Here is a 25,341-nt window from a genome sequence, read left to right as displayed (position 1 = left end):
CACCACATGACTTCATCCTCCATCACGGCCTTCGTCGACCGGCTCGCCGCCGTGCAAACAGGGCCCGGCTGCGCTAACTTCTTTGATCACACCGTGGCCGCGAATGGGCTCCGGCGGCGGAACCTGGCGGTCTACCTGCAGGAAATGCTGGATCGCGCACCGAAGGTGCTGCTGGTCGGCGAGGCCCCCGGGTTCAGGGGCATGAAGATCACCGGCATTCCCTTCACCAGCCGCACCATCCTCGAGCAGGGCAGTGACAGGTTCGGCCTGTTCGGGCCTGGAAAGGGGTACGTGCTGCCGGCGGACCCTGACAGTGTTGCCGCTGAACCGACGGCCACGGTGATGTGGGAGGTCCTTGCTGAGCTGGACTTCCTTCCGCTGCTCTGGAGTGCGTGTCCGTGGCATACCCACAAGCCCGGCCTGCCGCTCTCCAACCGCACGCCCACGGCCTCCGAGGCGGCCTTGGGAAGCCCGTTCTGGCAGGCCCTGGCCGAGGTGTTTGCGATCGAGACCGTGGTGGCGGTGGGGAATGTGGCACACCGCAGCCTGCAGCGGAGCGGCTTCGACGCGCCGAAAATTCGGCACCCGGCACACGGCGGCCGGTCCGGCTTCAAGCGGGGATTGCAGGAACTGCTCGACGCCGGGATGCCTCGTGCAGGAGATCCCCGGCCAAGGCGGCCCACTGGGGCCTGAAGGAGTAGAGGCAGCCGAGCCGCAGGCTGGCCGCGTTGGAGTAGGCGTCGAAGCGGGCCGGCGTGACCCGCAGTTCCTCGGCGGCGGCGATGACCTGGCAGTGCGCGGTCTGGTACCGCTCGGCGGTCAGGCGCCGTTGCCGCAGGCGCAGGCGCAGGTGGACGGCAAGGTTGGCCAGGTCGACGCCGGCTTCGGCGACCCCGGACTCGTCGAAATCCAGCAGCCCCAGGGGAGCCTCGGGCGCCGTGGCGAATATCTGCTTGTCATGGAGGTCCCCGTGGGACCAGACCAGCGGATCAGGCTCGGTGCGCACCAGCTGTTGGGCGATCTGCACCGCGGCCGCGGCCACGGCCTCCCGCTCGGCCCGCGCCGCCGGCAGGTCCTTGGCGTGCAGCAGCCAGAGGTCCACCATCCGTTGCAGATTTTCGAGTTCGACGGCGGCCGTGCGGGGTGCCAGCGCCGCCATGGACGCCCGGTGCGCGGCGGTGCCGGACAGGGACTGTTGGCGGACCCAGCAGCGGGACCATTTTTGCCAGATTTTCTCAAACTCGGCGTCGCTGGCGGCCGGGTCGCTCCCCAGCTCGAACAGGGAGCGGCCGGGGAGGGCGGTCAGGAGGAGGCAGCCGCGGGTGTAGGAAATGACGTCAGGGCTCAGGAAGTCCCCGGCCGCCAGGAATGCGTTCGTCCGGGTGTGCCGGCCCGCGGCTTCGTCGGACTGCCGGGGCCGGAAGATCTTGTAATAGCGGTCGCCGGCCCTGACCACGGCCCGCTTGTGGGCCCGGTGCACCACCACCTCGCCCAGCGGTTCCACCTGCGCCAGGGCGGGCAGGCGCCGGTCGCCGCCGTCGGGCAGCAGCTCCAGCGCTCCGGCCCGGAGATACGCGGCCCGGACGCCCGGCCGCCCGGGCGCCGCGAGCTCCAGGACGTAGTCGCCCGCGGTGGGTTCCGGCCAGGCCCGCCGGACCAGCCAGAGCTCTCCGTCCGCGTCGTGGACGGAGAGCGGGACGGGCGGGTGCCAGCTCATGTCATCAGCTCCTGGGCGCGGCGGACCGGCGGCGGCGTGACTCGTTCGTCGAGCGCGGCGAGGGCCAGGGACAAGCGCCCCGGCAACGGCGAACAGGCCAGACGCAGCCAGGCGGCGTCGGAATAGGCACGGAACCTGTCCGGACTGACCTGCAACCGGGCAGCGGCGGCCATTACCTGCCGGTGGCCCGTGAGGTAGCGGGCCGGCGCAAGGCGCTCCTGGCGCTCCAGGAACTCCAGGTGCACGTCCAAATTGGCCAGATCGAGGGCGGCCTCGGCCCGTGCCGTGTCGTCGAAGTCGAGCAACCCGAGGGCGAATCCGCCGTCGATGGCGATGATCTGCTTGTCGTGCAGGTCGCCGTGGGCCCAAACCAGCGGGTCGGGTGCGGACCCGAGCAGTTCCTCCGTCACGTACTCGGCCCAACCGCACAACGCAGCACGTGGCGAGGACGCTTCCGGCAGGTCCCCGTAGTGACGCAGCCAGCGGTCCACCCACCGCCACATATCGGCTACTTCAACCTCGGGCGAGTGGACCGGCAGCGCGGCCAAGGCGGCCAGCCCGGCGGTGTCGTGGCCGGCACCCACCTGGGAGGTCCAGGCGATCGACCAGTTCTCCCACAGCGGGGCCAGTGCTTCGTCACTGACCGTGATGCCGTCCTTCCCCAAATCACCCAGGGTTCGTCCGTGCAGGGGACTGAAAACGATGACATCCGCCGAGCTCCGCAGGACCCTGGGCGCGCTGAACGGGCCGGCTTCCAGCAGGATCTCCGTTTGTGCGCAGCGTTCGGCGGGCACAGTCGCCTCGCCGGGGCGGAAGATCTTGATGTAGCACCCGTCTGCCCGCACCACGGCGCGCGTGTGCGGCCGGTGGGCGATGATCTCGCCGTGGCGCGCTTCGGCCAGGAGGGCCGGCAGTCCGGGGTCGTCCCCGGGGACCAACTCAAAGTGCCCGGACCGGAGGTGGGCCGCCCTGACGCCGGCCGCGCCGGCCGCCGTGACCTCCAGTTTGTAGTCGCCCGGCGTCCTGTCCGGCCATGCCCGGCGGACTTGCCAGGTACGGCCGGAATCGTCCACGGCTGATTTCGGCAGCGGCGGAAGCCAGCTCATGGGACCAGCTCCGAGGCCCTGTCGAGGTGCCGGGACAGGTCAGCGGCCCAGTCAGGGCACCGGTCCCGGAACGGGTCCACACTCCCGGCGAATAGCCGCAGCGCCGTCCAGGCTTCCGCCGCTTCGGGCAGGAACCGGCCACCCGCAGCCACGTAACCCGCCAGCAGGGGTGCTGAGCGCGACGGCCCCGCGGCGGCCCCACGCCAGCGGCTCATTTCCTCGACGGCGGCGAAGGAGCCCAGATCGGCTTCCGGAACTCCCGCACGGGCACGGTCAAAGTCGATCAGGCGGACCTCGGATCCGCTGACCAGCACCTGGTCAGCGGAGAAGTCTCCATGGACGACGACGGCGGCTCCGCCGTCGGCGCGGTCAGCGTCTGCCAAACTACGGCGGATCCGGGCCGCCAGGCGTGTGGCCCGCTGTTCCAGCGCCGGGACGAGCGCCGTAACCATGGCGCTGGTTACCGCGAGTTGGCGCTCCACGAGGGCTTCGGGCCCGGCGGGGCGGCCGGGGCCGTCGTCGTCCGCCGGGATGCTGTGCAGCCGGGCGAGGGCTTCGCCCGCCCGGCGGGCACTGGCCGGGTCGTTGCTGGCCGCCAGATCCCGGTCGCCCCAGAGCGGGCTGGCGCTGGTGCCGTGGTCCCGGCAATCAGCACCGCCGAGGATGGGCAGCACAGGAACTCCGTGGTGCCGCAGACGCTGCTGGAGGCGGTGCACGCTCTCGCCGGCGGGATGGGCCGCGGTCTTGATCACGATCGGCGCATCCTCGTGCGGCTGCAGCAGGACAATACGCCGCTCGGGCTTGTAGCGCAGCACCGTGGCGCCGGCGAGGAGTCCCGTTCCGGGCCGCGGCAAGGCGCCGAGCTCTTCCAGTCCCGGTACGGAAAGCCAGCGCAGATTATCGCCCAGTGCCCAGTCGTCCTCGATCCCGCCGACGGCGATCAACGCGTCGGTGTGGGGCGGGGGAGCCCGCAGGAGGCGCAGGCCCCCGCCGCGCCGCTCGGACTTCCGGGCACGTCCGTCCAGCTTGACGTTGCCGCGCGTCGTGAGGGCCCAGCCATACTCTGCCGTGCCGTCAAGGGTGCGGCGGAAGGCAACGAGCGCCGACGTGCCCGGCTTGTACCGGACCCGGGTGATGCTGACCGGTTCCGCCAGGACTTCGGAGAGCAGATCGTCGTCGAGGACCACGGCCAGGCAGGGCAGCCGGTCGTCCCGGCCGGCGAGCGAGACGTCGGCCACGCGCAAAGGCATCCGCAAGGCAGTCACGTGGGCACCTCAACGTCCTGGAGCGCCACCCGCTGTCCGTCATCCTCCTCTGCGTGCTCCTCCGATGCCCGGGTGGTGGGCGGATCTCCCAACCACCTGCTGAACCGGCTGTCTGGGTCCTGCAGCAGCTCCAGCGGACGGCCTTCCTCGAGGATGCGCCCGTCTTCGAGCCAGATGACCCGGTCGGCAAGGCGTGCGGCGAACGCATCGTGGGTGATCGTGATGGAGGTCCGTCCGCGGGTCAGGACCTCCAAGGCATCCAGTATCGATTCCCGGGAGGCCGGATCCAACCCTGCGGTTGCCTCGTCCAGGATGACGATCGGCGCCTGCCGGAGGATGGCACGGGCGATCGCTATCCGCTGCCGCTGCCCGCCGGAGAGATCCTTGGCCGCTTCCCCCAAAACCGTGTCGTAGCCATCCGGAAGGGCACGGATAAAGTCGTCCGCCTGGGCCAGCGCGGCGGCGTGCTCGATGTCTTCATCGGAGGCGTCCAGGCGCCCAAACCGGATGTTCTCCCGCACGGTGTTTCCGAAGAGGACGGAGTCCTGGAGCAGGATTGAGACGTGGGCGCGCACCGAGGCGGTCTGAAGCTCTTTCAGGTTCTCGCCGCCCACCCGGACCGTGCCGGTGGTGGGGTCGATCATGCGCAGGATCAGGCTGGCCAGGGTTGATTTTCCGGCACCGGACGGGCCGAGGATGGCCAGGCGCTCGCCGGCCGGAATCGTCAGGTTGATCCCGTGCAGCACGGTGGTCCCCTCGCCATGGCCGGCGGAGACGTCCTCGAAGACGACATCGGGGTGGCTGCTTTCCAGCGGCCGGGCATCAGGAAGCTCGGGCAGATCCGTCTCGGCCTCGAGCAGGTCCGCCACGCGCTCGCCGGACGCCGTGGCCTGCGCGATCCGGCTGGTTTGCTTGGCAAGATCCTTCAGCGGCTTCATTCCGGTCTTCAGGTAGGTGAGGAAGACGACCAGGTCCCCGGGGCTGATCGAGTGGTCCAGCACGCGCCAGCCGCCTCCGGCCAGGACGATTGCCGTGGCGAAGCCGATCAGCACATCGGTGCGCCGTTCAAGGCCGGCGGCCAGCCGGAGTGCGGCGACGCCGGTCCCGAGTGTGGCCGCGTTGCTCTTCCGGAAGCTGGAGCTGATGGTGTCCTCAAGCCCGTAGGCCTGCACTTCACGCATGGCCCCGAGAGTCTGGGCGGCCGTGGTCGCCAAGGCTCCCTCACCTTTGCGGGATTTACCCGCTGCCTTCGTAATCGAGCCCGAACTCCGACGCGACAAGAGGGCGAAAATGCCGGCCGCCAGGAAGACGACCAGCGCCAGCATCGGGTCAAGCCACAGCATGATGACGGTCATGGCCACGAGCGTGACGGCGTTGCCCAGCATCGGCAGACCGGCGGTAACGGCGACGTCCTGCAGGCGCGAGACATCACTGACAAGCCGCTGGACGGTGTCTCCGGAGGACGCCCGCGTGTGGTGCCGCATGGACAGGCCCTGGACATGGCGGAACGTGCGGGCACGGAGGTCGGCCGCGACCCGGGAACCGACGAGAGCGAAGGAGATGGCGGACCAGTAGTTGGCGATGGCACGCAGGACGCTGATGACCACAATCGCGGCGCCGCACAGCAGCAGCGTCTGCGTGTTGGCTTCGAGGGTGGGCCCGGGCCTCTTGATGGTCGCGCCGAGCGAGCGCGTCACGGCGTCGATCACGAGTTTCACCGGCCATGGCTCCAGCAAGCGAAACAGGACGTCGGCGGCCAGGGCAGCGAATCCGATGACCATCCGCAACCGATGTTCGCGCAGATGCGGTCCGACGCACCGCAAGGTGCGGCGGAGCCCGGAGACTGGTTTGTCCCCTTGGCCGCGCCGCCTCCACCGCCACAGTCCCTGCGGGGTTCGTGTCGGTTCGTGCCTGGGCGCGGTCATGGCCAAGCCGCCTGCCGCGGGACCGGCAGTGCCGCCGTGATGCGGGAGAGGACCCCGTTCCAACTGAAGCGCTTTTCGGCCTCTTCGCGGGCCCGGCTGCCGAGACCTTCGCGCAGGGCACGATCATCCGCCACCCGGGTCAGAGCGACGGCGAGGGCCGCGGGCTGCGACGGGGGAACCAGGATGCCCGTGCGTCCGTCCTCCAGGATCGACGGTATCTGCCCCACGGAGCTCGCGATGATCGGCATCCCGGAGGCCATGTACTCATAGACCTTCAGGGGCGAAAAGTAATCGTCCCGTCCCTCTTCTTCCGCGGGGTAGGGCGCCGCGGCGGCGTCGCACTCGTGCAGCAGGGCCGGCACGTCCGCCGGCCGTACGGCCCCGGTGAACTCCGTCTCAACCCCCAGCGAGCCGGCGAGCTGTTCCAGTTCCATCCGGCCCGGGCCGTCGCCGATGATCCGCACCGTCCACCGGAGGCCCGGCTCGGGGGCGGTGGAATTCGCCAGTGCGACGGCCTGCAGCAGGTCCGGCACCCCGTGCCAGGGCTTCAGCGTTCCGACAAAGGCCACGGTGAGGTGGTCGGGGTTCTTACGGCCGGGGCGGCGCGCCGTGATGCGTTCGGTGTTGACGCCGTTCGGCGCCAAGATCGTCCGGGCGCCGGGCACCCGGGCTCGCACCCAGCGGACTACCGGCTCCGAAACGCAGGCCACGACGTCGGCGGTCCCGGCATTGCGCCGGAGGATCGTTTCGGCCTTCCTGATGTCCAGCAGTTCGCGGTACTTCTGTTGTTCCTCGATCAGCGGCGCGTTGACTTCGAGGATCGAGGGGATCTCCAGCACGCGGGCCAGCACCGAAAGCGCCGGGCTGAACAGCGAATAGCGTTCGTACACGAGGCCGCAGCCTTGCCGCAGGACCTGGTCAACCAGGGCGAGCGCGGCGTTCTCGAGTGCCTGTTCGCGGGCGGGCCCGGGGACGCTGTCCGGCTGGACTTCGACGACGTCGAGGTCGTCGAGGTCGTCGGGCCGGTCGGTTCCCAGCCGGGCGCAGTAGACCGTGACGTTGGCGCCTGCCACCCGCCAGGCCCGGACGACTTCCTGGACGTGCACGGAGGAGCCCTTGGTGCCAAAAACCGGCACCCCGGGGTCTGCGCAGATATAGGCCACGTGCATCAGGCGACCCTCAGTTCCGCGAGGGCGAGGGACCGCAACAGTTCGGCCTGCCGTCGGACATCGAAGTCCTGCTCGATCAGCGTCCGGGCGTTGCGGGTCATCGAGACACGGTCGGTGCCGGGAGAGCTCATCTTCTGGATGGCACGGGCCAGGACGTGCGAATTTGCCGGCCGCGCCAGGATCCCGGTCGAACCATTCCGGACCACTTCAGGGATTCCGGTGACTGCCGTGCTGATGCAGGGAACGCCGGCGGCCATCGCTTCCAGGAGGACCGTGGGCATCCCGTCCGCATTGCCGTCCGCCGCGACGACGCAGGGGGCAATAAAGATGTCGGACGATTCGAGCAGCTCATGGACCTGGTCCTGGGTCTGGGCTCCGATCAGCCGGACGTGGTCAGCGAGCCCGAGGCGTTCGATCGTGGCCTCGAGCTCGTCGGCCAGCACCCCGGTTCCGGCGATGCGCAGGTCCAAGCGGAAACCCTCCGCCAGGAGTTCGGCTGCGGCGGGCAGCAGATGCTGGAATCCCTTCTTCTCCACCAGGCGCCCGACGGCGGCGATCCGCACCGTGCCGCCGAGCGGGAACGGATCCCGGTACGGGAAGCGGTCCAGGTCCAGGCCGTTGCGCACCAAATGAAGCCGCGCGGTCGAAGCGGGGAAGCGCTTGCGCAGGTAGCGCAGATTGAAGCGGCTGATCGTCACGGCGTGATGGGCCTGTTCGAGTTTGATCCGGAGGTCCTCGCTGCTGACCGAGTCATGGAAGATGTCGACGGCGTGGGCGGTGAACGAGTACGGGATACCCGTGATGGCCGAAGCCAGCCGGGCGACACTCGTGGCTCCCGAGGCGAAGTGGACGTGCATGTGCCGGATGTTGCGATGTTGCAGGGCAACGGCCAGGTTGATGGCACGCACGGCGTCGTCCGACGCGGCGGCCGCGAGCTCGCCGAAATTCCTGCCCAGCGCGCCGGTCAGCCCGGCCGTGTCGGCCGCCTGAAAGCTCTCCCAGAGCTCGGACGTCTTTAGCGGCCGGCCAATGTAGGTCACCGGCGCCCGGACCCGGGCGAGTTCGGAGTGGAACCGGGGATCGTTGGGCGGCAGCAGCGAGAAGATCTCGATCCGGTCGCCGGCCGCTTCCCGGGCCAGGATCTCCGACACGATGAAAGTCTCGGAGAACCGCGGGTACATCTTGAGGACGTAGGCAGTCCCCGGCTCAGACGGCGACACGGCCGGCGCCTTCTTTAGGACTGAGTGCGGGGTCGCTGGCGTTCGGACGGAACAGCGGCTGGAGCAACTGGGCCGCCAATTGCGGAACCCGGATCAGCCCGTCGAGGATCGCCCGACGGCGATCCACCGTGGTGCCGATCCTCGCCGCGAGCCAGCAGCCGAAGATGTCGGGGGTCAGCGTGCCGATGTCCTGTTGTTCCAAATAGCCGGCGTTTGCCAGCGACGTGGCCCGGATGCGCTGTTCGGCCCGGGCTTGGGTGCGGGGCACGATCAGGGCGGGGACGTTCGTGCTCATGATCTCGCACACCGTGTTGTAGCCGCCCATCGAAACGACGGCGGCCGCGTTGCGGAGATGGTAGATGAGGTCATCCACCGTGGCGACAACCTTGACACCGGGCCCGGCCTGCTGCCGCAAATCGTTGAGCTGCTCAAAGGGCATCTCGGGGCCCGCCACGATCAGGTGTCCCAGGCCCTCCGGCACGTGGGCGGCAACCGCCACTCTGGCCAAGGCGTGGCCGTCTGAGCCGCCGCCGACCGTCGTCAGGCAGTAGGGGCCGGGCATGCAACTGGTTCCGGAGCCGGGGGGCCGTCCCTCGGCAAGGTAACCGGTGTAGCGGATGAGCTTCCGGAGGGAGAAGGGAATTTCGCCGGCCGCCACGGGATCGTGGACGGCAGGGTCGCCGTAGATCCAGATCTCATCGAACAAGGCCTTGACCAGCCGCGGTCCGCCAAAGCGGGCCCACTCGCTGAAAGCGACGTCGGGGGAATCCAGGACTTCCCGGAGCCCCAGCACCACCCGCACAGGGGCGCCCGAACGGGCATGCCGCAAGGCGGATTCCAGTTCGCGGTGCACCCCGGTCGCATGGCGGTCCACAATCACCAGATGCGGGCGGAACCCGGCCAGGACCGCTCTAAGCAGCCGTGCCCGCATGGACACAAGCTCGTGCATGGGCATCGCGAGGTTCCGGGGCAGATAGCCCTCCGGGCTTTTGCCCACGCCGGGAAGCAGTACCCAGTCCCAGCCGTCCGGCGCTTGGAACGCGGGCGCATGCGCGGTTCCGGTGATGAGGATGCCGGTGACGGGACGGCCGGTCAGTCCCGGAAGTTGATTGTTCAGGGCGTGCGCCAGCGCCAGATTCCGGCGCACATGCCCAAGGCCCACCGAATCATGTGAGTAGAGCACTATTCGCATCGGATCCATTGCGGTCCTCCAAACACACGGCCCGCAACTCAGGGGTATTCCCTGCCAGCGGTGGTTGATGTCTAGGACCAGCCTGCACCGCAAGCGTGAGGGAGGGATGAGGGGAAGATGAAGGAGTTCTCATGAAAAGCGGCACCGATGCTATCGGTTCAGAGTTTCACGCCAACGGTCTGGAGCGGGACCCGGATCATGAAGCGTGATCCCTGGCCGTAGGCTGATTCCACGGTAGCCGTGCCGCCGTGGGCTTCGGCGATAGCAGCCACGATGGCAAGGCCGAGGCCCGAGCCTTCCTCCCCGCGCCCCGGGCGGGCCCGGCCGAAACGCTCAAAGATCCGCTGCTGGTCCTTCACCTCGATGCCGGCGCCGGTGTCCCGCACCCACAGCACAAGCGTGTCAAAACCGGCCAGCGGGGTGCCGTCCGGCGCCGTCGGACCTTCGATCCTGCTGCCCAGGGCGATCGTGGAGGAGCTCCCGGTGTACTTGACGGCGTTGGCGGCCAGCTGGACGAGGGCCTGGGTGAGGCGCTGGGGGTCGGCCTCCACCACGTAGTCGGCGCTCTCATCGATCTGCCAGCGGCGGTCCGCGAGGACACGGATTTTTTCCATTACCTGTTGGAGGAATTCGGGGATCCGGATGGGCGCTTTCCTGATGAAGTCGGGGTGGCCGGCGTTGGCGAGGACCAGCAGGTCATCCACGAGTCGCTGCATCCGGTCCAGCTCTTCGAGCAGCACCTCCCTCGTGGCTATCACATCGGCGGGGTCGTCGACCGAGACGAGTTCCAGGTGTCCGCGGAGAATCGTGAGGGGGGTTCGCAGCTCGTGGCCGGCGTCGTCCAGGAACTGTTGCTGCTGCCGGGCGCCCTCATCGAGCCGTTCCAGCATGGTGTTGAAGGTCTTGGTCAGGAGCGTCACGTCGTCCTCGCCGTCGCGCACTTCCACCCGCTGGGTGAGGTCCTCGTGGCTGACCACGCGGGTGGCTTCGCGCAGGCGGCGGAGCGGATCCAGCAGACGCCCGGCCACCAGCCCGCCGATCAGGGCCGCGGCGAGCAGCGTGCCGACCGCTACGAGGGAGTACGTCTGGACGGAGGCGAGATTGTGGTCTCTTTGGTCGGAGGCGTCCCGGCCAAGCAACAGATACGTCCCGGTGCTTTGAGCCGTCGCATCCTTCACCGGCAGGACGACGGTTCTGAGCGGACGGCCGCCGGCGTTGAACTCGTCGAAGACTGCGGCTGCGGGGTTAGGGAGCTGGGTTGCGGCGGGTCGCACGGCTTGGTCCAAGAGAGGCTCATCGGGATTCCCTTCTTTGATCCACTCAATGCGCCCGTCAACGATTGCGGCCATGACTTCGTTGCTGCGGGGTGCGATGTCCTCGGCCGAGTCGCGGAGCTTGTTGCTGTACGAATCGCTGCTGGCATCGTTGTTGGTCTCAACCAGTTTGACCAGTGAATTGCCCTTGTCCAGGATTGCCTGGTCAACCCGGGCGTCGGAGTCCTGGAACTGGACAATGAAGGCGATCAGTCCCGCACTCACCAGCCCGGCGAGCATCATGCCCAGCATGGCGGCCACCACCCGGAAACGCACCGAATGGAACTTCGCGCTCCAGCCGGACGGGTCCAAGTCCGGGGACGTCACGATTCCCCTTCCCTGGCCAGCCGGTATCCGGCACCGCGTGTCGTGACGATGTGGTCCGCGCCGATCTTTTGCCGTAACTGGCGCACGTAGACGTCCACCACGTTGGATGTCCCGTCAAAGTCGTAGCCCCACACATGGCTCAGAAGTTGTTGCCGGCTCAGGACCTGCCCGGGATGGAGCAGGAACATCTCGACCAGCGCGAACTCGCGGGCGGACAGTTCGACCGTCCTGTCCCCGACGCTTACGGTGCGGGTGTGGAGGTTCAGTTCCAGGATGCCGTAGCGGATGATGTGGTCCGCAGGAGGGTCGTTGTTTTCGCCCGGGCGGACGCGGCGCCTGATCCGGGCCACGAGTTCTTCGAAGCGGAACGGCTTGGTCATGTAGTCGTCGGCGCCGCCGTCCAAGCCGGCGACGGTGTCCGCGGCGGAGCTCCGGGCGGTGAGGATGATGACCGGAAGATCCACCCCGTTCTTGCGCAGCGCGGTCAGCACGGTGAAGCCGTCGAGGCGGGGGAGCCCGACGTCGAGGAGCAGGAGGTCGAACTGGCCGCTGGAGGCGTAGTCCACGGCCGTGACACCGTCGGTCACAACGGTCGGAGCGAAGCCGGCGGCCCGCAGGCCCTTTTCGATGAACCGGGAGATGCGTTCTTCGTCTTCGGCGATGAGTATGCGGATCACATCGACCCCTGCATGAGCTGGGAGCAAAGTCAGGAGCCCCAGCAGCCCCGATCGGCCCGAAGGACGGGCATAGCGCGGGCATTGCTAAGTGTCCGTGCGCGAAGTTCCGGCATCCGCGATTGGCGTTGGACCCGGTGTTCTCCATGTTGCCCCTGTAGCGGGGTCCGCGCCACCCCTCGCGCCAAGCTTTCGGAGTGTTACCGCCGGAACAAGGCCCCGGTGACCGCCGTCGTCACCTGGTGGATCACGCCGATCCGGTCCGGGCTGTCCGCGTCCTCCTCACCCCAGGTGTAAATCGCCACCGCGTAGGCGGCATCACCGGAGCGCAGGACCGCGGCGTCGTGGACGTAGCCCTGCACCACCCCGTACTTGTGGTTCACCGTGATGCCCTGCGGCACGGCCGCGGGGATCAGTTCATCGTCGTTGGTGTCCTGCATGTAGCCCAGCAGCTCGTCGGTGTGCTCCGGGCTAAGCAGCTGCCCGGCGTAGAGCTGCTTGAGCAGCAGTGCCATCGCGGCCGGGGTCAGAAGGTTCTCTTCCGGGTCGTAGCTGATGCCGATCGACGCCGCGTACTCGATCAGCCGCGGGTAGCCGATGTCCTGCATCAGCAGCAGCCAGGAATCATCGCTGCTGGTGTTGACCATGGCCTTGAGCTGGAACGCGGCATCGAAACTTCCCAGCTCCGCGTCCAGCGACTTCTCGCCGCTTTCCACCAGATGGTAGTAAGCGGCGGCGGTGATGATCTTGGCCGTGCTGGCAGCCTTGTACTCGGCGACGTCGCCGTACGCCTGCGGCTCCCCGCCGCGCGTGTCCTGGACGACGACGCCGATCCGGTAGTCGGGGTTCTCGGCCAGGATCCGCCGCATTTCGGCGGCGAGGTCGACGACGGCGGGCGGCGCACCGGCGGCGCTGCGGACCGGAAGCGGTTGCAGCTGGCTGTGCAGGGTGGCCCAGAAATCCGTCTTGGGGTCCGGCCCGGTGCGCAGGGCGCCGGCCGTGACCGCCGCGGCCAGCAGCAGCGTGGTGGTTGCCCCCACCGCCAGCAACCGGCGTCGGGCCGTCACGCGGGCGCTCGCCGCCGGAGTCCGGGGGCCGGGGGTGTTCATAGGGACCTTCCAGATTAAGCCGCCAGATCGGGCAGGGCGGGGATCCCTTGAATCTAGGCCCGGGCACGGGGCAAGTCCACGCCCCACGCGGGGCCGCTCCGGTCTGTGCGCAAACTCCCAGCCGCCTGGGAGGCCCGTTGCCGCCGTCGTCCGGCCCGCCGGTTAGGCTGGCAGCATGCCGAGGAAAATATCTGTCAGCCTGCCGGACGCGACCCTGCGGGAGTACCTCACGCCGCACCCGGACGTCACCATGCTCGAGTGGGACCTCTCCGGGGAGCCGCCGCAGCCGTCCATCGACATCGTGGTCCCGCCGTACATGGGCAGCAAGGAGGTCCTGCGCGCGCTGGACGCCGTGGAGACCGGGCTGGTGCAGAGCCAGTCGATCGGCTACGACGGTATCGAGGAGGTCCTGCCAGCAGGGCGGGTGTACGCCAACGCCTCCACCGTCCACGAAACCGCCACCGCCGAGCTGACAGTGGCCCTGATCCTGGCCAGCCAGCGCGAGCTTCCGCGGGTGCTGCAGAACCAGCGGGAGCGCCGCTGGGAGAGCCGTCCCACCGCCAGCCTCGCGGACCAGCGCGTGCTGATCGTCGGCTACGGCGGCGTCGGCAAGGCCATCGAGGACCGGCTGCTGCCGTTCGAAACCACCGTCACGCGGGTGGCGAGCCGGGAGCGCACCGACCAGCGCGGCCACGTGCACGGCATCGACGAGCTGCACAGCCTGCTGCCGGAGCACGACATCGTGGTGGTGGTGGTGCCGCTCAGCGACTCCACCCGGCACCTCGTCGACGACGCGTTCCTCGCGGCCATGCCCGACGGCGCGCTGCTGGTCAATGTGGCCAGGGGACCGGTCGCGGACACCGACGCCTTGGTCCGGCACACTGCTTCCGGGCGGATCCGCGCCGCCCTGGACGTCACCGACCCGGAGCCCCTGCCGCAGGACCACCCGCTGTGGGGAGCCCCCGGCGTCATCATCAGCCCGCACGTCGGCGGGGCCAGCTCGGCGATGCGCCCGCGGATGGGGCGGCTGCTGCAGCGGCAGATCGACCTCATGCTGGCCGGTGAACCGCCGGTCAACGTGGTGCTGGGCGCGTAGGTGCCGGGCCCCGGGACGCAGGGCTTAGCCGGGGCGCGGGGCTTAATTGCCGCGCCCGGCGGTGTCCACCACGCAGAACCGGTTGCCTTCGGGATCGGCCAAGATCACGTAATCTGCGTCCGCCGGCCTCTTGCTCCACTCGATCCGGGTGGCGCCCAGGGCCAGCAGCCGGTGTACTTCGGCGTGTTGGTCCTCTGTATACAGGTCCAGGTGCAGGCGGGGCGGGATTTGGACCGTCGCGGGAAGCTGGTCCAGGGAGATGCACGTGCCGGCACCGCCGGGCGGCTGCAGAATGACGAAGCCGTCTTCCGGTTCGTGCCGCCGCTCATAGCCCAGCGCGGCCTGCCAGAAACTCATCTGGCGTTCGAGGTCGTCCACCCTGATCACGATCGAGCCGATGCTCAGCATTAGGCCAAACTACACCTTGGCTTCGGCCGGCAGTGTTGTTCCGGGTAATGCCAGTGCCTCCCTCGGGTTCCCGCCAGCTGGGCGGCGACCCAGCGTGCCGGCGCCGAAGTGGCGTCGCTCCCGTCAGTTCGTTGAGGCCAAGGCCGCCGGAAGCTCCGTCAGGGCCGTGACGGTGACGTTCGGGGCCTCGAAGTGGTCCGGGTAGCTGCCGCCGGTCCTGTTCAGCCACGCCGTTTGCAGGCCCGCGCGGGCGGCGCCGTGGATATCCCAGGGATGGACTGCCACCAGCATCATCCGTGCCGGGTCCACGCCTGACGCGGTGGCGGCATACTCGTAAGACGCCCGGGCCGGTTTCCAGGCGGGGGCGTCTTCGACCGAAAGCAACGCCTCGAACGATTCCCTGATCCCGGCGTCATCCAGCAGTTTCGCCGCGATCCGGGCCGAGCCGTTACTCAGCGTGACCAGGCGGAAGCCCGCGGCGGCGAGGCCGTGGATCCCGCCGGGGACATCCGGGTGCACGCCGAGTTCGCTCATGCCGCCCATGACGTGTTCCACCGCGGAATCCAGCGGGCGGTCCAGCTCGATGCCGGCGAACAGTTGCCGGAGCACCGTGGCACCGATCTCAGCGAAGCCCCGGCTGTCCCCGCTGGCCGTCAGCGCAAAACCGTCCCGCAGCAGGGAGGCAAACCAGAGCTTGGCCAGTTCCGGTGGGGCTCCCACCTCCGCGAAGCGGGCGCCCATCGGCGACATGTCGGACAGGGTCTCGTTGACGTCGAAGACAATCACGGAAATCGGTGCGGTGGTCATGGGGTCTCCTCTGGTGCCGGTGTATCCGTTATACGCCCTGCAGCCCGCCGCTTTGCCGTAGAGCGGAACACCGCCGCGGCCTGCTGGGCCGCCGGGCTGAGCCGGCGGTTGGCCAGCTGGGCCAGGAGGATCCGTCGTTTCGGTGCGCCGGCGAGGGGGACGGCGACGACGTCGGGCCGCAGCGCGCTGAGGGCCAGTTGCGGCGCCAGGGCGATGCCGATGCCCGCCGCGACCATCCCTTGGGTCTCCTGGTAATCGTTGGCGTCGAAGGCGATGCGGGGTTCGAAGCCGGCCTCGCGGCAGACCCGGCGGAGCACGTCCGCCACGGGGTGCTCGTCGCGGACAATCCATTCCTGCTCTCGCAGCGATTCGATCCGCACCGACTTTTTCCCGGCCAGCGGGTGGTCGCGCTGTACGAGCAGCATGGTGGGGTCGTTCATCAGCGGGACCAGGGACAAGTCCTCGTCCGCGATCTCCTGCCAGGGGTAGTCCCAGAGCAGGGTCAGTTCGACGTCGCGGCGGCGCAGCGCCTCCAGCAGCCCCTCGCGCCGGGCGCTGATCACCGTCACCGCCACATCCGGATGCCGGGCCCGGAACGCCAGCACCACATCCGGCATCAGCGAGGCTCCCACGGTGGGGAAGGTGCCCATCCGCAGCTGGCCCCGGCGAAGCCCGGCGAACTCGTCCATCTCCGCCCGGGCCGCCTCGATGGTCCGGTCGATGCTGTCCGCGTAGCCCACCAGGGCCAGCCCTGCCTCTGTCAGCACCACCCCGCGCGGCTGGCGGTCCACCAGGGACACGCCCACCTCGCGTTCGAGCTTCGCGATCTGCTGCGAGACCGCCGACGTCGTGAAGGACAGCGCCGCCGCGGCGGACGTCAGCGAGCCCGAGCGGTGCACCTCGCGGAGCAGGTGGAGCCGGTGAAGATCAAGCTTTGCCATCCTCTGACTTTAGCAAAAGTGAAGGGGTGTGGAATTTATCGTGATTGTGCTGAAGTCTCGACTGCCGGATCGTAGATGGGGAAGCGCAGGGATGCGCGACGAACCATCTGCACCACATGAAGGAGAACACCGTGGGACTGCGAGGCCACTGGTATCGGGGCGGGACCAGCAAATGCTGGTTGTTTGACGCGGAAGACGTCGCCCCGTTCGCAACCAACCGGGAAGAAATCCGTGAACTGCTCGCCGACGCTTTCGGCGCGGCGGACGCACGGCAGCTCGACGGCGTGGGCGGCGGAACCTCCACCACGTCCAAGGCCGCCGTCGTCTGGGCCACCCCCGGAACCGACGCGGACCTGGAGTACCTGTTCGCCCAAGTGGGGATCGGTGATGGGACGGTGGAGCTGGGCTCCAACTGCGGCAACTGCGCCACCGCTATTGCCCTCTTCGCCGTGCAGACGGGCATCGTTCCCGCCGCAGACGGCCTCACCCGGGTTCGGATGCGCAACCTCAACACCGGCGCCGTGCTCAGCGGCACCGTCCCCACCCCGGGCGGCACCGTGCCGAAGTTCGGGCTGGCCCGGGTTCCGGGCAGTACCGCCGTCGGCGTCCCCGTCAGCCTGTCCTTCCACGGGCCCTGGGGCCGCAGCACCGGGGCCGTCCTGCCCACCAACAACCCGGCCGACAGCATCAACCTCGGCGCCCGGACCGTGGCGGCGACGCTGGTGGACGCCGGCGCCCCCGCGGTCCTGATCCCGGCTGCCGAGGCCGGCGTCGACCTCTCCGACATGACCGGCAACCTGTCCGAGGAGCTCGGCACGCTGGTCGCGGCCCGGGCCGCGGCCGGGCTGATGATGGGGCTGCGGCAACCCGAGGACCCGCCGCAGAACGCGGTGCCGAAGGTCGGCGTCGTCGCGGGCCCCGGCGACTACACCGCCGCGGACGGCGCTCTCGTCCCAGCGGAATCCCACGACCTGCGGGTCCGCATGCTCTCCATGCTGGCGCCGCACCCGGCTATCGGCCTCACCTCCGCGGTGGCCGTTTCCCTGGCCGCCGCCTTGCCGGGATCCGTTCTGGCCGGGCTGCTCCGGCCGGCCGCGAACCTCACCCCCGGCGCCCCCCGCCTGCTGCGCATCGGTACCCCGGCCGGCGTGGTCACCACCGAAGTTGTCGCCGGGGACGACGGCTCCGTCACCGAGGTCGCTCTGCACCGCGCGGCCCGGCACCTCGCGACGGCCGATATCGACGTCGCCAGGACCTCCGGCATCTCCGCCTAGCACCCGTACCTGTTGCCCTGTCATCATAAGAGGGCCGCATTCAGCAAGGAAGTTGTTCAATGAAGATCAAATCCATCCTCGGGCATCTCTACGTCCAGGTCCTCATCGGCGTCGCCCTCGGCGTCCTGGTGGGCTCGCTCTGGCCGGACCTCGGCGCCGGACTCAAGCCCATCGGCGACGGCTTCGTCAAGCTGGTGAAGTTCATGATCGCACCGATCGYCTTCTGCACGATCGTCGGGGGCATCACCTCCCTGACGGACACCAAGCAGGTCCGGCCCACCCTGCTCCGCTCCCTCGGCCTGTTCTACGCGCTGACCGCGGTGGCACTGGCACTGGGCCTCGCCGCGGTGATGATCATCCAACCCGGCGCCGGCATGCACATCGACCCGGCGCACCTGGACTCCTCGGTGGCCGCGAAGTACACCAGCCAGCTGCCCAGCAGCAATCCCGTGGACTTCTTCCTGAACATCATCCCGACGACTTTCGTGGGCGCCTTCGCCGACGGTGAGGTGCTGCCCGTCCTGGTCATCGCGATGCTCTGCGGCTTCGCTTTCAGCAAGCTCGGCGCCCCCGGCCAGGTGGCACTGACCGTGGTGAACAGCTTCAACAAGATGCTCTTCGTTGTCTTCGGCTACATCATGAAGGTCGCCCCGCTGGGTGCCTTCGGCGCCATGGCCTTCACCGTCGGCAAGTACGGCGCGCACTCCATCGGCAACCTGGGCATGCTGATCCTGGCCTTCTACGCCGCCTGCATCGTCTTCGTCGTCGTCGGCCTGGGCCTCCTCGCCCGGATCACCGGCTTCAGCCTCTGGCAGACCCTGCGCTACTTCAAGGACGAGTTCTTCATCGTCCTGGCCACCTCCTCCAGCGAGCCGGTGCTGCCGCGGCTGCTCTCGAAGCTGGAGCGGATCGGCTGCGACCGTAGCGTCGTGGGCCTGGTGGTCCCCACCGGCTACAGCTTCAACCTCTCCGGCACGGCCATCTACCTGACCCTCGCCTCGATGTTCATAGCCCAGGCGTGCGACATCCACCTCAGCTGGGGCCAGATCCTGCTCATGCTCGGCATGATGCTCCTGACCTCCAAGGGCGCCGCCGGCGTGACCGGCAGCGGCTTCGTGGCCCTGGTGGCAACGCTGACCGTCATGCCCACCCTGCCGGTGGCCGGCGTGGCCCTGATCGTCGGTATCGACCGCTTCATGAGCGAGGCCCGCGCCCTGACCAGCACGGTCTGCAACATCGTCTCCTGCGTGGCCGTGGCCAAGTGGCAGAACTCGCTGGACACCGTGACGCTGCACCGTGAGCTCAAGGCCGGGTTCGTTCCCACCGAGGCCGACGGAGATGCGGCCGACGCCGGGCAGGGGACCGGGCACCCGGCGGACGGGAACGTGACGGCCGACGCCGGACACCCGGCGGAGCCGGTCAAGGCACCCCAGCCGGCACTCGTCCACTAGGCCCCCCAACCGCCCAAATTCGGGAAGGATTTAAGACAAAGGGCGGGTCCTCCGGTTTTCACCGGAGGACCCGCCCTTTTCGTGGTTCTGTTCGTGGACTTTACTTGACGGCGACGAATGCCTTGTCGGCCAGCATTCCGGGGCGAACTGCCAGAACGCCTTGGGCCGCGGTGGCGGAGGGAACTTCAATTGCCTTGTTGCCGGTGGCGGTGGCGCCCTTGTAGAGGGTGCTCATCGTATCGATCGGCTCCGGTGCCGTGACGATCTTGCTAAGCCCGTCGATGGTCTTGCCGTCCGGAGTCACATATTCAATGGAGACGAACGCGGGCATCTGGCCGTTGGCGTCGCTGCCGAGATAGGTGGCCGAGTAATTCACGAGGATGTACTCGGAGCCAGCAGCCGGAGCCTTGTTGTAGGAGTTGGCGGCCAGGACGGCATCGGTGGCGTCGAGCTTCACGGAGTTGACGACGACCTTCCAGTCCTTCGCCTCCACAGCGGAGCCGATCGGGTTCGGGTTCTCGCGGGTCCCTGCCTTGGCGCCCCCGTTAGCCGCCGGAGCGGCGTTAGCGGAAGCTGCGCCGGAGGGCTGGACGACCTTCGTCTCTCCGCCGCCGACAGCATTGCTGAGCGAGGTGGCGACGACGGAGGTGAAGACCACGACGCCGACGATCGTGCCCACTACCGAGATGATGAGAGCGGCGATACCCATCCCCTTGGCCTTGTCTTTGAAGAACAAGGAAACAATGGCAAGGATGAAGGCAATCGGAAGCAGAATCCAACCGATAATCAATGCGCCGGGGATGCAAGCAAAAATAAATCCGACGATCGCCGCAATAAGGGCAATCAGTCCGACGACATTCCTCGGTTTCTTTGCCTTTGAAGGCTGCTGTACAGGTGCTGCGGGCGGCGCCCCGTGTCCGGCTTGCGCGGTGGACGGCGGCTGCGGTTCGTGGGGCGCGGTCTGCTGTGAGCCCACCCCAGAGAGCTCTGAATTTGTCATAGCTCAAATATTTCAGAGGGGTATGACAACCAACGTTTCCCGACACAGATGAAGTGATAACGAATTGGCACTCAAATTCCACCCTGCCCACGCCCAGCCTCCGGTCGTAAACTGACGGACGGGCCTCGGTGATTGCGGTGCTGACCGGTTCCCTACGCCGGCCGGCACCGCTGCCGTCGGCCCCCCATGACTGAACGGCCCGGCCGTCCCCACCCGGGCCGCCATCGAGAACTATGGAAAGGCACCCCCATGAAAGCCATCCAGTTTGCAGCACCCGGCGCCTCCTTCGAGACCGTCGAGCGCGATATCCCCGAGGTTCCCCGCGGCCACGTCCTGGTCAAGGTCCACGCCAGCGGCATCTGCCACTCCGACGCCATGGCCGCCGGCGGCTTCGCTTCTTCCTATCCCCGCATCCCCGGCCACGAGGTCGCCGGCACGGTCGAGTCCGTGGGCGAGGGCGTCTCCCAGTGGGAGGCCGGCCAGCGGGTGGGCGTGGGCTGGTTCGGCGGCGCCTGCTTCGAGTGCGACTCCTGCCGCCGCGGTGATTTCATCACCTGTTCGGTGGGCAAGACCACCGGCCTGAGCGCCGACGGCGGCTACGCCGAGTACCTGGTGGCCCCCGCCGATGCCCTTGCCGCTATTCCGGAGGGGCTGAGCTTCGAGGAGGCCGCGCCGCTGATGTGTGCCGGCGTCACCACCTTCAACGGCCTGCGGCACAGCGGAGCCCGCGCGGGCGACGTCGTCGCCGTCCTGGGCCTGGGCGGCCTCGGCCACTTGGGCGTGCAGTTCGCCGCCAAGATGGGCTTCGAGGTCGTGGCGATCGCCCGCGGCTCGGAGAAGGAACCGTTCGCCAAGGAGCTCGGCGCGCACCACTACATCGACAGCACCACGGCCGACGTCGCCGAGGAACTGAAGAAGCTCGGCGGTGCCAAGGTGGTCCTCGCCACCGTCACGGACGCCAAGGCGATGTCCGGCACCGTCGGCGGCCTGGCACCGCGGGGCCGCCTGGTGGTCCTGGGCGTCCCGCACGAATCCCTCGAGGTCAGCGCGGCCAGCCTGGTGATGGGCAGCAGCTCGGTCAACGGCCACGCCTCCGGCACCGCGAAGGACTCCGAGGACACCCTCCGCTTCTCGGCCCTCACCGGCGTCCGGCCGATGATCGAGACCTACCCGCTGGAGAAAGCGGCCGAGGGCTTCGACCACATGATGTCCGGCAAGGCACGCTTCCGCGTGGTCCTGACCACCGCCGCCTAAACGCGACGGGTTAAGCCGCCACAAACTCGCGATGAGTGCGTGCCGCGAGGCAGTACATGGCGCCTGCATCCTCCGGGGCGCGGGCGCCTTTCCGTGGCCAGGGTCGCCGCAGAACCGCCCTGCTGCTTCGCCCTGAGAGGAACCCGGTCCACGCCCAGCATCCGGACGTAAACTGACCTCCGAACCACCGCGCGTGCAGTGTGCGTTAACAAGGTGAGAACCAGGAAAGTGGAGACCGGATGCTCTGGAAACTGCTCGTCGAATACCTGAGGCCGCAGCGCCGGCTGCTGCTCGCCGTCGTCGTCTTCCAGCTGGCGGCGTCTATCGCCTCGCTGTACCTGCCCACCCTGAACGCGGACATCATCGACCAGGGTGTGGCGCGGGGGGACACCGACTACATCATGCGCACCGGCGGGATGATGCTGATGATCACGCTGCTGCAGATCGCCTGCACCATCGCCGCCGTCTACTTCGGCGCGAAGGCCGCCATGGCGCTGGGCCGGGACGTGCGCGGGGCGATCTTCACCCGGGTGGCGGAATTCTCCGAGCAGGAAGTCACCCGGTTCGGCGCGCCCAGCCTGATCACCCGCTCCACCAACGACGTCCAGCAGGTCCAGCAACTGGTGCTGATGTCCGCGACGCTGATGGTCACCGCGCCCATGCTCAGCATCGGCGGTGTCATCATGGCCATCCGGCAGGACGTGCAGTTGTCCTGGCTGATCGCGGTCAGCGTCCCGGTGCTGCTGCTGGCCGTGGGCCTGATCGTCACCCGGATGGTGCCGCTGTTCCGCTTGATGCAGACCCGTATCGACACGGTCAACCGAGTGCTGCGCGAACAACTCACCGGCATCCGAGTGGTCCGCGCGTTCGTCCGCGAGGACATCGAGACCGAGCGCTTCGGCCACGCCAACGCGGACGTCACGGACACCGCGCTGCGCGCCGGGCGGCTGATGGCGCTCGCGTTCCCCACCGTGATGCTGGTCCTGAACGTCTCCTCCGTGGCCGTGATCTGGTTTGGCGCCTACCGGATCGAGGACGGGTCCATGCAGGTGGGCACCATGATCGCGTTCCTGAGCTACCTGATGCAGATCCTGATGTCCGTCATGATGGCCACGTTCATGGCGATCATGATCCCGCGCGCCGCCGTCTCCGCGGATCGGATCGGGCAGGTGCTGGGCACCGAATCCAGCGTCCGGCCTCCCGCGCAACCGGTCAGCCTGTCCGGCGCCGCCCGCGGCGAGCTGGAGATGCTCGACGTCGGCTTCGCCTACCCGGGGGCCGAGGCGCCGGTCCTCTCCGACGTCAGCTTCACCGCCCGCGCGGGGCAGACGACGGCGATCATCGGCTCCACCGGGTCCGGCAAGACCACCCTGGTGAACCTGATGCCCCGGCTCTTCGACGCCACCTCCGGCGCGGTGCTGATCGACGGCGTGGACGTGCGCGAACTGCACCCAGACCTGCTCTGGGGGCACATCGGCCTGGTCCCGCAGAAGCCCTACCTGTTCTCCGGCACGGTCCGCAGCAACCTGCTCTACGGCAAGCCCGACGCCACCGAGGACGAACTCTGGCAGGCGCTCGCCATCGCCCAGGCGGAGGACTTCGTCCGCGAGATGGAGGGCGGCCTGGACGCGGCCATCTCGCAGGGCGGCACCAACGTCTCCGGCGGCCAGCGGCAGCGGATCGCGATCGCCCGGGCGCTGGTGAAACGGCCCGAACTGTACATCTTTGACGACTCGTTCTCCTCGCTGGACACCGCCACGGACGCCCGGCTGCGGCAGGCGCTCAAGCAGCACACCGCCGGCGCCACCTTGGTGATCATCGCCCAGCGGGTCTCCAGCATCGCGGACGCCGATCAGATCCTGGTGCTCGACGACGGCAGGATCGTCGCGCACGGCACGCACGAGGAGCTGCTGGAGACCTCGGAGACGTACAACGAGATTGTGAACTCCCAGCTCGCGGCGGAGGAGGCGGTATGAGCAAGGTCGAATCGCAGACGCCTACGGCGGGCGGGGCTGGCTCCGGCGGAGCATCCGGTGGCGGGGGAGCCTCCAGTCCCGGAGGCCCTGGTGCGGGTGGCGGGGCGGCGCCGGCTTCACCCGGTACCGGCAAGGAAGCCCCGCTGCGGATTCCCCGCCCGGCCGGCGGCCCCGGCCGCGGCGGCCCGTTCGCCGGGATGAACGTCCCGGCGGAGAAGGCGATGAACTTCTGGCCGTCCGCGAAGCGGCTGCTGGGCGAACTTCGCCCCGAGCGGCTCTGGCTGACGCTGGTACTGCTCCTCGCCGTCGTGAGCGTGACGTTCTCCGTGATCGGCCCGCGGCTGCTGGGCGAGGGCACCAACCTGATCTTCGCCGGCGTCGTCTCCAAGCAGCTGCCCGCGGGGGTGAGCAAGGCGCAGCTGATCGCGCAGCTGCGCGCCGCGGGGGAGAACCAAAAGGCTGACATGCTCGGCGCCATGAACCTGACGCCCGGCACCGGAATCGACTTCACAGCCCTGTCCTCGGTGCTGCTGTGGGCGCTGGCGCTGTACGTGCTGGCGTCGGCGTTTATGTGGATGCAGGCATATATCCTCAACGGTGTGGTGCAGCGGACCGTGTACCGGCTCCGCGAGCGGATCGAGGCGAAGATCAACCGTCTGCCGCTGCGCTACTTCGACACCGTGCAGCGCGGCGAGCTGCTCAGCCGCGTCACCAACGACGTGGACAACATCTCCCAAAGCCTGCAGCAGTCCATCAGCCAGGCGGTGACCTCGCTGCTGACCGTGGCCGGGGTGCTGGTGATGATGGTGATCCTCTCGCCCACGCTGGCGATCATCGCGCTGGTGACCATTCCGCTGACCCTGGTGACGACGGCGCTGATCGCCAAGCGCTCGCAGAAGCTGTTCGTGGCGCAGTGGAAGAACACCGGCGAGCTGAACGGGCAGATCGAGGAAACGTACACCGGGCACGCGCTGGTGAAGGTCTTCGGCCGGCAGCGCGAGGTGGAGGAGACGTTCCGGCAGAAGAACGCCGAGCTGTACCAGGCGAGCTTCGGCGCGCAGTTCATTTCCGGGCTGATCATGCCGGCCATGACGTTCATCGGGAACCTGGTCTATGTGGGGATCGCCGTGGTGGGCGGCCTACAGGTGGCGTCCGGGGCGATGCAGCTGGGAGACGTGCAGGCCTTCATCCAGTACTCGCGGCAGTTCACCCAGCCGCTGGCCCAGCTGGGCTCGATGGCGAACCTGCTGCAGTCCGGCGTGGCGTCGGCGGAGCGGGTGTTCGAGCTGCTGGACACCGAGGAGCAGCTGACCGACCCGGATGCGCCGGTCAAGCCCGAATCGACGCGCGGGCGGCTGGTGTTCGAGGACGTGTCCTTCGCGTACTCGCCGGACAAGCCGCTGATCTCCGACCTGTCGCTGGTGGCCGAACCGGGACAGACGGTGGCGATCGTGGGGCCCACCGGGGCGGGCAAGACCACGCTGGTGAACCTGATGATGCGCTTCTACGAGCTCGACGCCGGCCGGATCACCCTGGACGGGGTGGACGTGGCGCTGATGTCCCGGCATGAGCTGCGCTCGCGGATGGGCATGGTGCTGCAGGACACCTGGCTGTTCGGCGGGACCATCAGGGACAACATCGCCTACGGCCGGCCTTCGGCCACCGAGGCGGAGATCCTGGAGGCGGCGAAGGCGACCTACGTGGACCGGTTTGTCCGGTCCCTGCCGCAGGGTTACGACACGGTGCTCGACGACGAGGGCGGCAACGTCTCGGCGGGGGAGAAGCAGCTGCTCACCATCGCCCGCGCGTTCCTGGCCCGGCCGTCCGTGCTGATCCTGGATGAGGCAACATCCTCGGTGGACACCCGCACCGAGGTGCTGGTGCAGAAGGCGATGAGCGCCCTGCGCTCCGACCGGACCTCTTTCGTCATCGCCCACCGGCTGTCCACCATCCGCGACGCCGACCTCATCCTGGTGATGGAGGCCGGCCAGATCGTGGAGCAGGGGAACCATGCGGAGCTGTTGGCCGCGGACGGGGCGTACGCGGCGCTGTACGCGGCGCAGTTCGCGGCGCCTGTGGCGGAGGTTTAGCCGTGGGGGGGGTAACAGACCGGAGGC

General features: G+C 68.5%; 21 protein-coding genes. 7 read left to right on the top strand and 14 right to left on the bottom strand.

The genetic code is table 11. The annotated features are described in order from the left end of the window. The first annotated feature begins 6 nt into the window (after positions 1 to 6). Positions 7 to 693, top strand: a complete 687-nt coding sequence (locus AC1DGI_RS10130) for a uracil-DNA glycosylase (RefSeq protein WP_476898698.1) — start codon at positions 7 to 9, stop codon at positions 691 to 693. Here AC1DGI_RS10130 and AC1DGI_RS10125 read toward each other — a convergent pair. The 10 genes from AC1DGI_RS10125 to AC1DGI_RS10080 all read right to left on the bottom strand — a co-directional run bounded on the left by AC1DGI_RS10125 (position 611) and on the right by AC1DGI_RS10080 (position 13,017). Next, entirely contained in the window at positions 611 to 1,717 is a 1,107-nt protein-coding gene (locus tag AC1DGI_RS10125; RefSeq protein WP_476898697.1) for a phosphotransferase, read from the bottom strand. The genes AC1DGI_RS10130 and AC1DGI_RS10125 overlap by 83 nt on opposite strands. Then, a complete protein-coding gene (locus AC1DGI_RS10120) occupies positions 1,714 to 2,823 on the bottom strand; it encodes a phosphotransferase (RefSeq protein ID WP_476898696.1) in 1,110 nt (369 codons plus the stop codon). The genes AC1DGI_RS10125 and AC1DGI_RS10120 overlap by 4 nt, the downstream gene beginning before the upstream one ends. Beyond that, positions 2,820 to 4,088, bottom strand: coding sequence for a phosphotransferase family protein (locus AC1DGI_RS10115; RefSeq protein ID WP_476898695.1), 1,269 nt, complete (start codon positions 4,086 to 4,088; stop codon positions 2,820 to 2,822). Before AC1DGI_RS10115 ends, AC1DGI_RS10120 begins: the two co-directional genes overlap by 4 nt. Next, on the bottom strand, positions 4,085 to 5,869 hold the full coding sequence (locus AC1DGI_RS10110) for an ABC transporter ATP-binding protein (protein WP_441399803.1): 1,785 nt from the start codon (positions 5,867 to 5,869) through the stop codon (positions 4,085 to 4,087). Before AC1DGI_RS10110 ends, AC1DGI_RS10115 begins: the two co-directional genes overlap by 4 nt. 140 nt (positions 5,870 to 6,009) lie before the next feature. Next, the gene (locus AC1DGI_RS10105) at positions 6,010 to 7,182 is read right to left on the bottom strand and encodes a glycosyltransferase family 4 protein (protein WP_476898694.1); all 1,173 of its coding nucleotides are present in this window, start codon (positions 7,180 to 7,182) and stop codon (positions 6,010 to 6,012) included. After that, positions 7,182 to 8,402, bottom strand: a complete 1,221-nt coding sequence (locus AC1DGI_RS10100) for a glycosyltransferase (protein ID WP_476898693.1) — start codon at positions 8,400 to 8,402, stop codon at positions 7,182 to 7,184. Before AC1DGI_RS10100 ends, AC1DGI_RS10105 begins: the two co-directional genes overlap by 1 nt. After that, entirely contained in the window at positions 8,389 to 9,603 is a 1,215-nt protein-coding gene (locus AC1DGI_RS10095; RefSeq protein WP_476898692.1) for a glycosyltransferase family protein, read from the bottom strand. The genes AC1DGI_RS10100 and AC1DGI_RS10095 overlap by 14 nt, the downstream gene beginning before the upstream one ends. A 149-nt stretch (positions 9,604 to 9,752) precedes the next feature. After that, positions 9,753 to 11,234 (bottom strand): sensor histidine kinase, encoded by a 1,482-nt coding sequence (locus AC1DGI_RS10090; RefSeq protein ID WP_476898691.1) that lies wholly within the window; start codon positions 11,232 to 11,234, stop codon positions 9,753 to 9,755. Then, positions 11,231 to 11,911 carry a response regulator transcription factor gene (locus AC1DGI_RS10085; protein ID WP_441399808.1) on the bottom strand — a complete coding sequence of 227 codons (681 nt, stop codon included), beginning with the start codon at positions 11,909 to 11,911 and terminating at the stop codon, positions 11,231 to 11,233. Before AC1DGI_RS10085 ends, AC1DGI_RS10090 begins: the two co-directional genes overlap by 4 nt. 197 nt (positions 11,912 to 12,108) lie before the next feature. After that, positions 12,109 to 13,017, bottom strand: coding sequence for a serine hydrolase (locus tag AC1DGI_RS10080; RefSeq protein WP_476898690.1), 909 nt, complete (start codon positions 13,015 to 13,017; stop codon positions 12,109 to 12,111). A 175-nt stretch (positions 13,018 to 13,192) separates the two neighbouring features. Between AC1DGI_RS10080 and AC1DGI_RS10075 the strand changes: the two genes are divergently transcribed. Next, positions 13,193 to 14,113: a 2-hydroxyacid dehydrogenase gene (locus AC1DGI_RS10075; RefSeq protein ID WP_476898689.1), complete on the top strand. Its 921-nt coding sequence runs from the start codon at positions 13,193 to 13,195 to the stop codon at positions 14,111 to 14,113. 42 nt (positions 14,114 to 14,155) lie between these two features. On the opposite strand, the gene AC1DGI_RS10070 is transcribed toward AC1DGI_RS10075, so the two are convergent. The 3 genes from AC1DGI_RS10070 to AC1DGI_RS10060 form a co-directional block, all read right to left on the bottom strand. Continuing rightward, on the bottom strand, positions 14,156 to 14,521 hold the full coding sequence (locus AC1DGI_RS10070; RefSeq protein WP_476898688.1) for a VOC family protein: 366 nt from the start codon (positions 14,519 to 14,521) through the stop codon (positions 14,156 to 14,158). A gap of 123 nt (positions 14,522 to 14,644) precedes the next feature. Further along, positions 14,645 to 15,328, bottom strand: coding sequence for a haloacid dehalogenase type II (locus AC1DGI_RS10065; protein WP_476898687.1), 684 nt, complete (start codon positions 15,326 to 15,328; stop codon positions 14,645 to 14,647). Next, positions 15,325 to 16,269, bottom strand: coding sequence for a LysR family transcriptional regulator (locus AC1DGI_RS10060; RefSeq protein WP_476898686.1), 945 nt, complete (start codon positions 16,267 to 16,269; stop codon positions 15,325 to 15,327). The genes AC1DGI_RS10065 and AC1DGI_RS10060 overlap by 4 nt, the downstream gene beginning before the upstream one ends. Before the next feature lie 116 nt (positions 16,270 to 16,385). On the opposite strand from AC1DGI_RS10060, the gene AC1DGI_RS10055 reads away from it, so the two are divergent. Both AC1DGI_RS10055 and dctA read left to right on the top strand, forming a co-directional pair. Next, positions 16,386 to 17,543 carry a PrpF domain-containing protein gene (locus AC1DGI_RS10055; RefSeq protein ID WP_476898685.1) on the top strand — a complete coding sequence of 386 codons (1,158 nt, stop codon included), beginning with the start codon at positions 16,386 to 16,388 and terminating at the stop codon, positions 17,541 to 17,543. A gap of 59 nt (positions 17,544 to 17,602) precedes the next feature. Continuing rightward, a complete protein-coding gene (gene dctA, locus AC1DGI_RS10050; protein WP_476898684.1) occupies positions 17,603 to 18,994 on the top strand; it encodes a C4-dicarboxylate transporter DctA in 1,392 nt (463 codons plus the stop codon). Between the two features lie 100 nt (positions 18,995 to 19,094). On the opposite strand, the gene AC1DGI_RS10045 is transcribed toward dctA, so the two are convergent. Next, entirely contained in the window at positions 19,095 to 19,994 is a 900-nt protein-coding gene (locus AC1DGI_RS10045; protein WP_476898683.1) for a hypothetical protein, read from the bottom strand. Between the two features lie 249 nt (positions 19,995 to 20,243). Here AC1DGI_RS10045 and AC1DGI_RS10040 point away from each other — a divergent pair, with 249 nt between their 5' ends. The 3 genes from AC1DGI_RS10040 to AC1DGI_RS10030 all read left to right on the top strand — a co-directional run bounded on the left by AC1DGI_RS10040 (position 20,244) and on the right by AC1DGI_RS10030 (position 25,314). Further along, positions 20,244 to 21,248, top strand: coding sequence for an alcohol dehydrogenase (locus AC1DGI_RS10040; protein WP_476898682.1), 1,005 nt, complete (start codon positions 20,244 to 20,246; stop codon positions 21,246 to 21,248). Positions 21,249 to 21,487: 239 nt separating this feature from the next. Next, on the top strand, positions 21,488 to 23,224 hold the full coding sequence (locus tag AC1DGI_RS10035) for an ABC transporter ATP-binding protein (RefSeq protein WP_476898681.1): 1,737 nt from the start codon (positions 21,488 to 21,490) through the stop codon (positions 23,222 to 23,224). Continuing rightward, complete coding sequence (locus tag AC1DGI_RS10030; protein ID WP_476898680.1) at positions 23,221 to 25,314, top strand: ABC transporter ATP-binding protein; 2,094 nt, start codon at positions 23,221 to 23,223, stop codon at positions 25,312 to 25,314. Before AC1DGI_RS10035 ends, AC1DGI_RS10030 begins: the two co-directional genes overlap by 4 nt. Positions 25,315 to 25,341: the final 27 nt, after the last annotated feature.

The sequence above is a fragment of the Arthrobacter sp. 05N428_2 genome, assembly GCF_056397065.1.
The sequence above is the reverse complement of the archived record's forward strand: the minus strand, read 5'-3'. Positions and strand labels throughout refer to the sequence as shown.

Excerpts from the sequence above, each read along its gene's own strand:
- AC1DGI_RS10125 (WP_476898697.1), bottom strand. The coding sequence starts at position 1,717 with ATGAGCTGGCACCCGCCCGTCCCGCTCTCCGTCCACGACGCGGACGGA.
- AC1DGI_RS10120 (WP_476898696.1), bottom strand. The coding sequence starts at position 2,823 with ATGAGCTGGCTTCCGCCGCTGCCGAAATCAGCCGTGGACGATTCCGGC.
- AC1DGI_RS10055 (WP_476898685.1), top strand. The coding sequence starts at position 16,386 with ATGAAGGAGAACACCGTGGGACTGCGAGGCCACTGGTATCGGGGCGGG.
- AC1DGI_RS10045 (WP_476898683.1), bottom strand. The coding sequence starts at position 19,994 with ATGACAAATTCAGAGCTCTCTGGGGTGGGCTCACAGCAGACCGCGCCC.
- AC1DGI_RS10040 (WP_476898682.1), top strand. The coding sequence starts at position 20,244 with ATGAAAGCCATCCAGTTTGCAGCACCCGGCGCCTCCTTCGAGACCGTC.
- AC1DGI_RS10110 (WP_441399803.1), bottom strand. The coding sequence starts at position 5,869 with ATGGTCATCGGATTCGCTGCCCTGGCCGCCGACGTCCTGTTTCGCTTG.
- AC1DGI_RS10030 (WP_476898680.1), top strand. The coding sequence starts at position 23,221 with ATGAGCAAGGTCGAATCGCAGACGCCTACGGCGGGCGGGGCTGGCTCC.
- AC1DGI_RS10035 (WP_476898681.1), top strand. The coding sequence starts at position 21,488 with ATGCTCTGGAAACTGCTCGTCGAATACCTGAGGCCGCAGCGCCGGCTG.
- AC1DGI_RS10070 (WP_476898688.1), bottom strand. The coding sequence starts at position 14,521 with ATGCTGAGCATCGGCTCGATCGTGATCAGGGTGGACGACCTCGAACGC.
- AC1DGI_RS10105 (WP_476898694.1), bottom strand. The coding sequence starts at position 7,182 with ATGCACGTGGCCTATATCTGCGCAGACCCCGGGGTGCCGGTTTTTGGC.
- AC1DGI_RS10080 (WP_476898690.1), bottom strand. The coding sequence starts at position 13,017 with ATGAACACCCCCGGCCCCCGGACTCCGGCGGCGAGCGCCCGCGTGACG.
- AC1DGI_RS10075 (WP_476898689.1), top strand. The coding sequence starts at position 13,193 with ATGCCGAGGAAAATATCTGTCAGCCTGCCGGACGCGACCCTGCGGGAG.
- AC1DGI_RS10060 (WP_476898686.1), bottom strand. The coding sequence starts at position 16,269 with ATGGCAAAGCTTGATCTTCACCGGCTCCACCTGCTCCGCGAGGTGCAC.
- AC1DGI_RS10095 (WP_476898692.1), bottom strand. The coding sequence starts at position 9,603 with ATGGATCCGATGCGAATAGTGCTCTACTCACATGATTCGGTGGGCCTT.
- AC1DGI_RS10065 (WP_476898687.1), bottom strand. The coding sequence starts at position 15,328 with ATGACCACCGCACCGATTTCCGTGATTGTCTTCGACGTCAACGAGACC.
- AC1DGI_RS10130 (WP_476898698.1), top strand. The coding sequence starts at position 7 with ATGACTTCATCCTCCATCACGGCCTTCGTCGACCGGCTCGCCGCCGTG.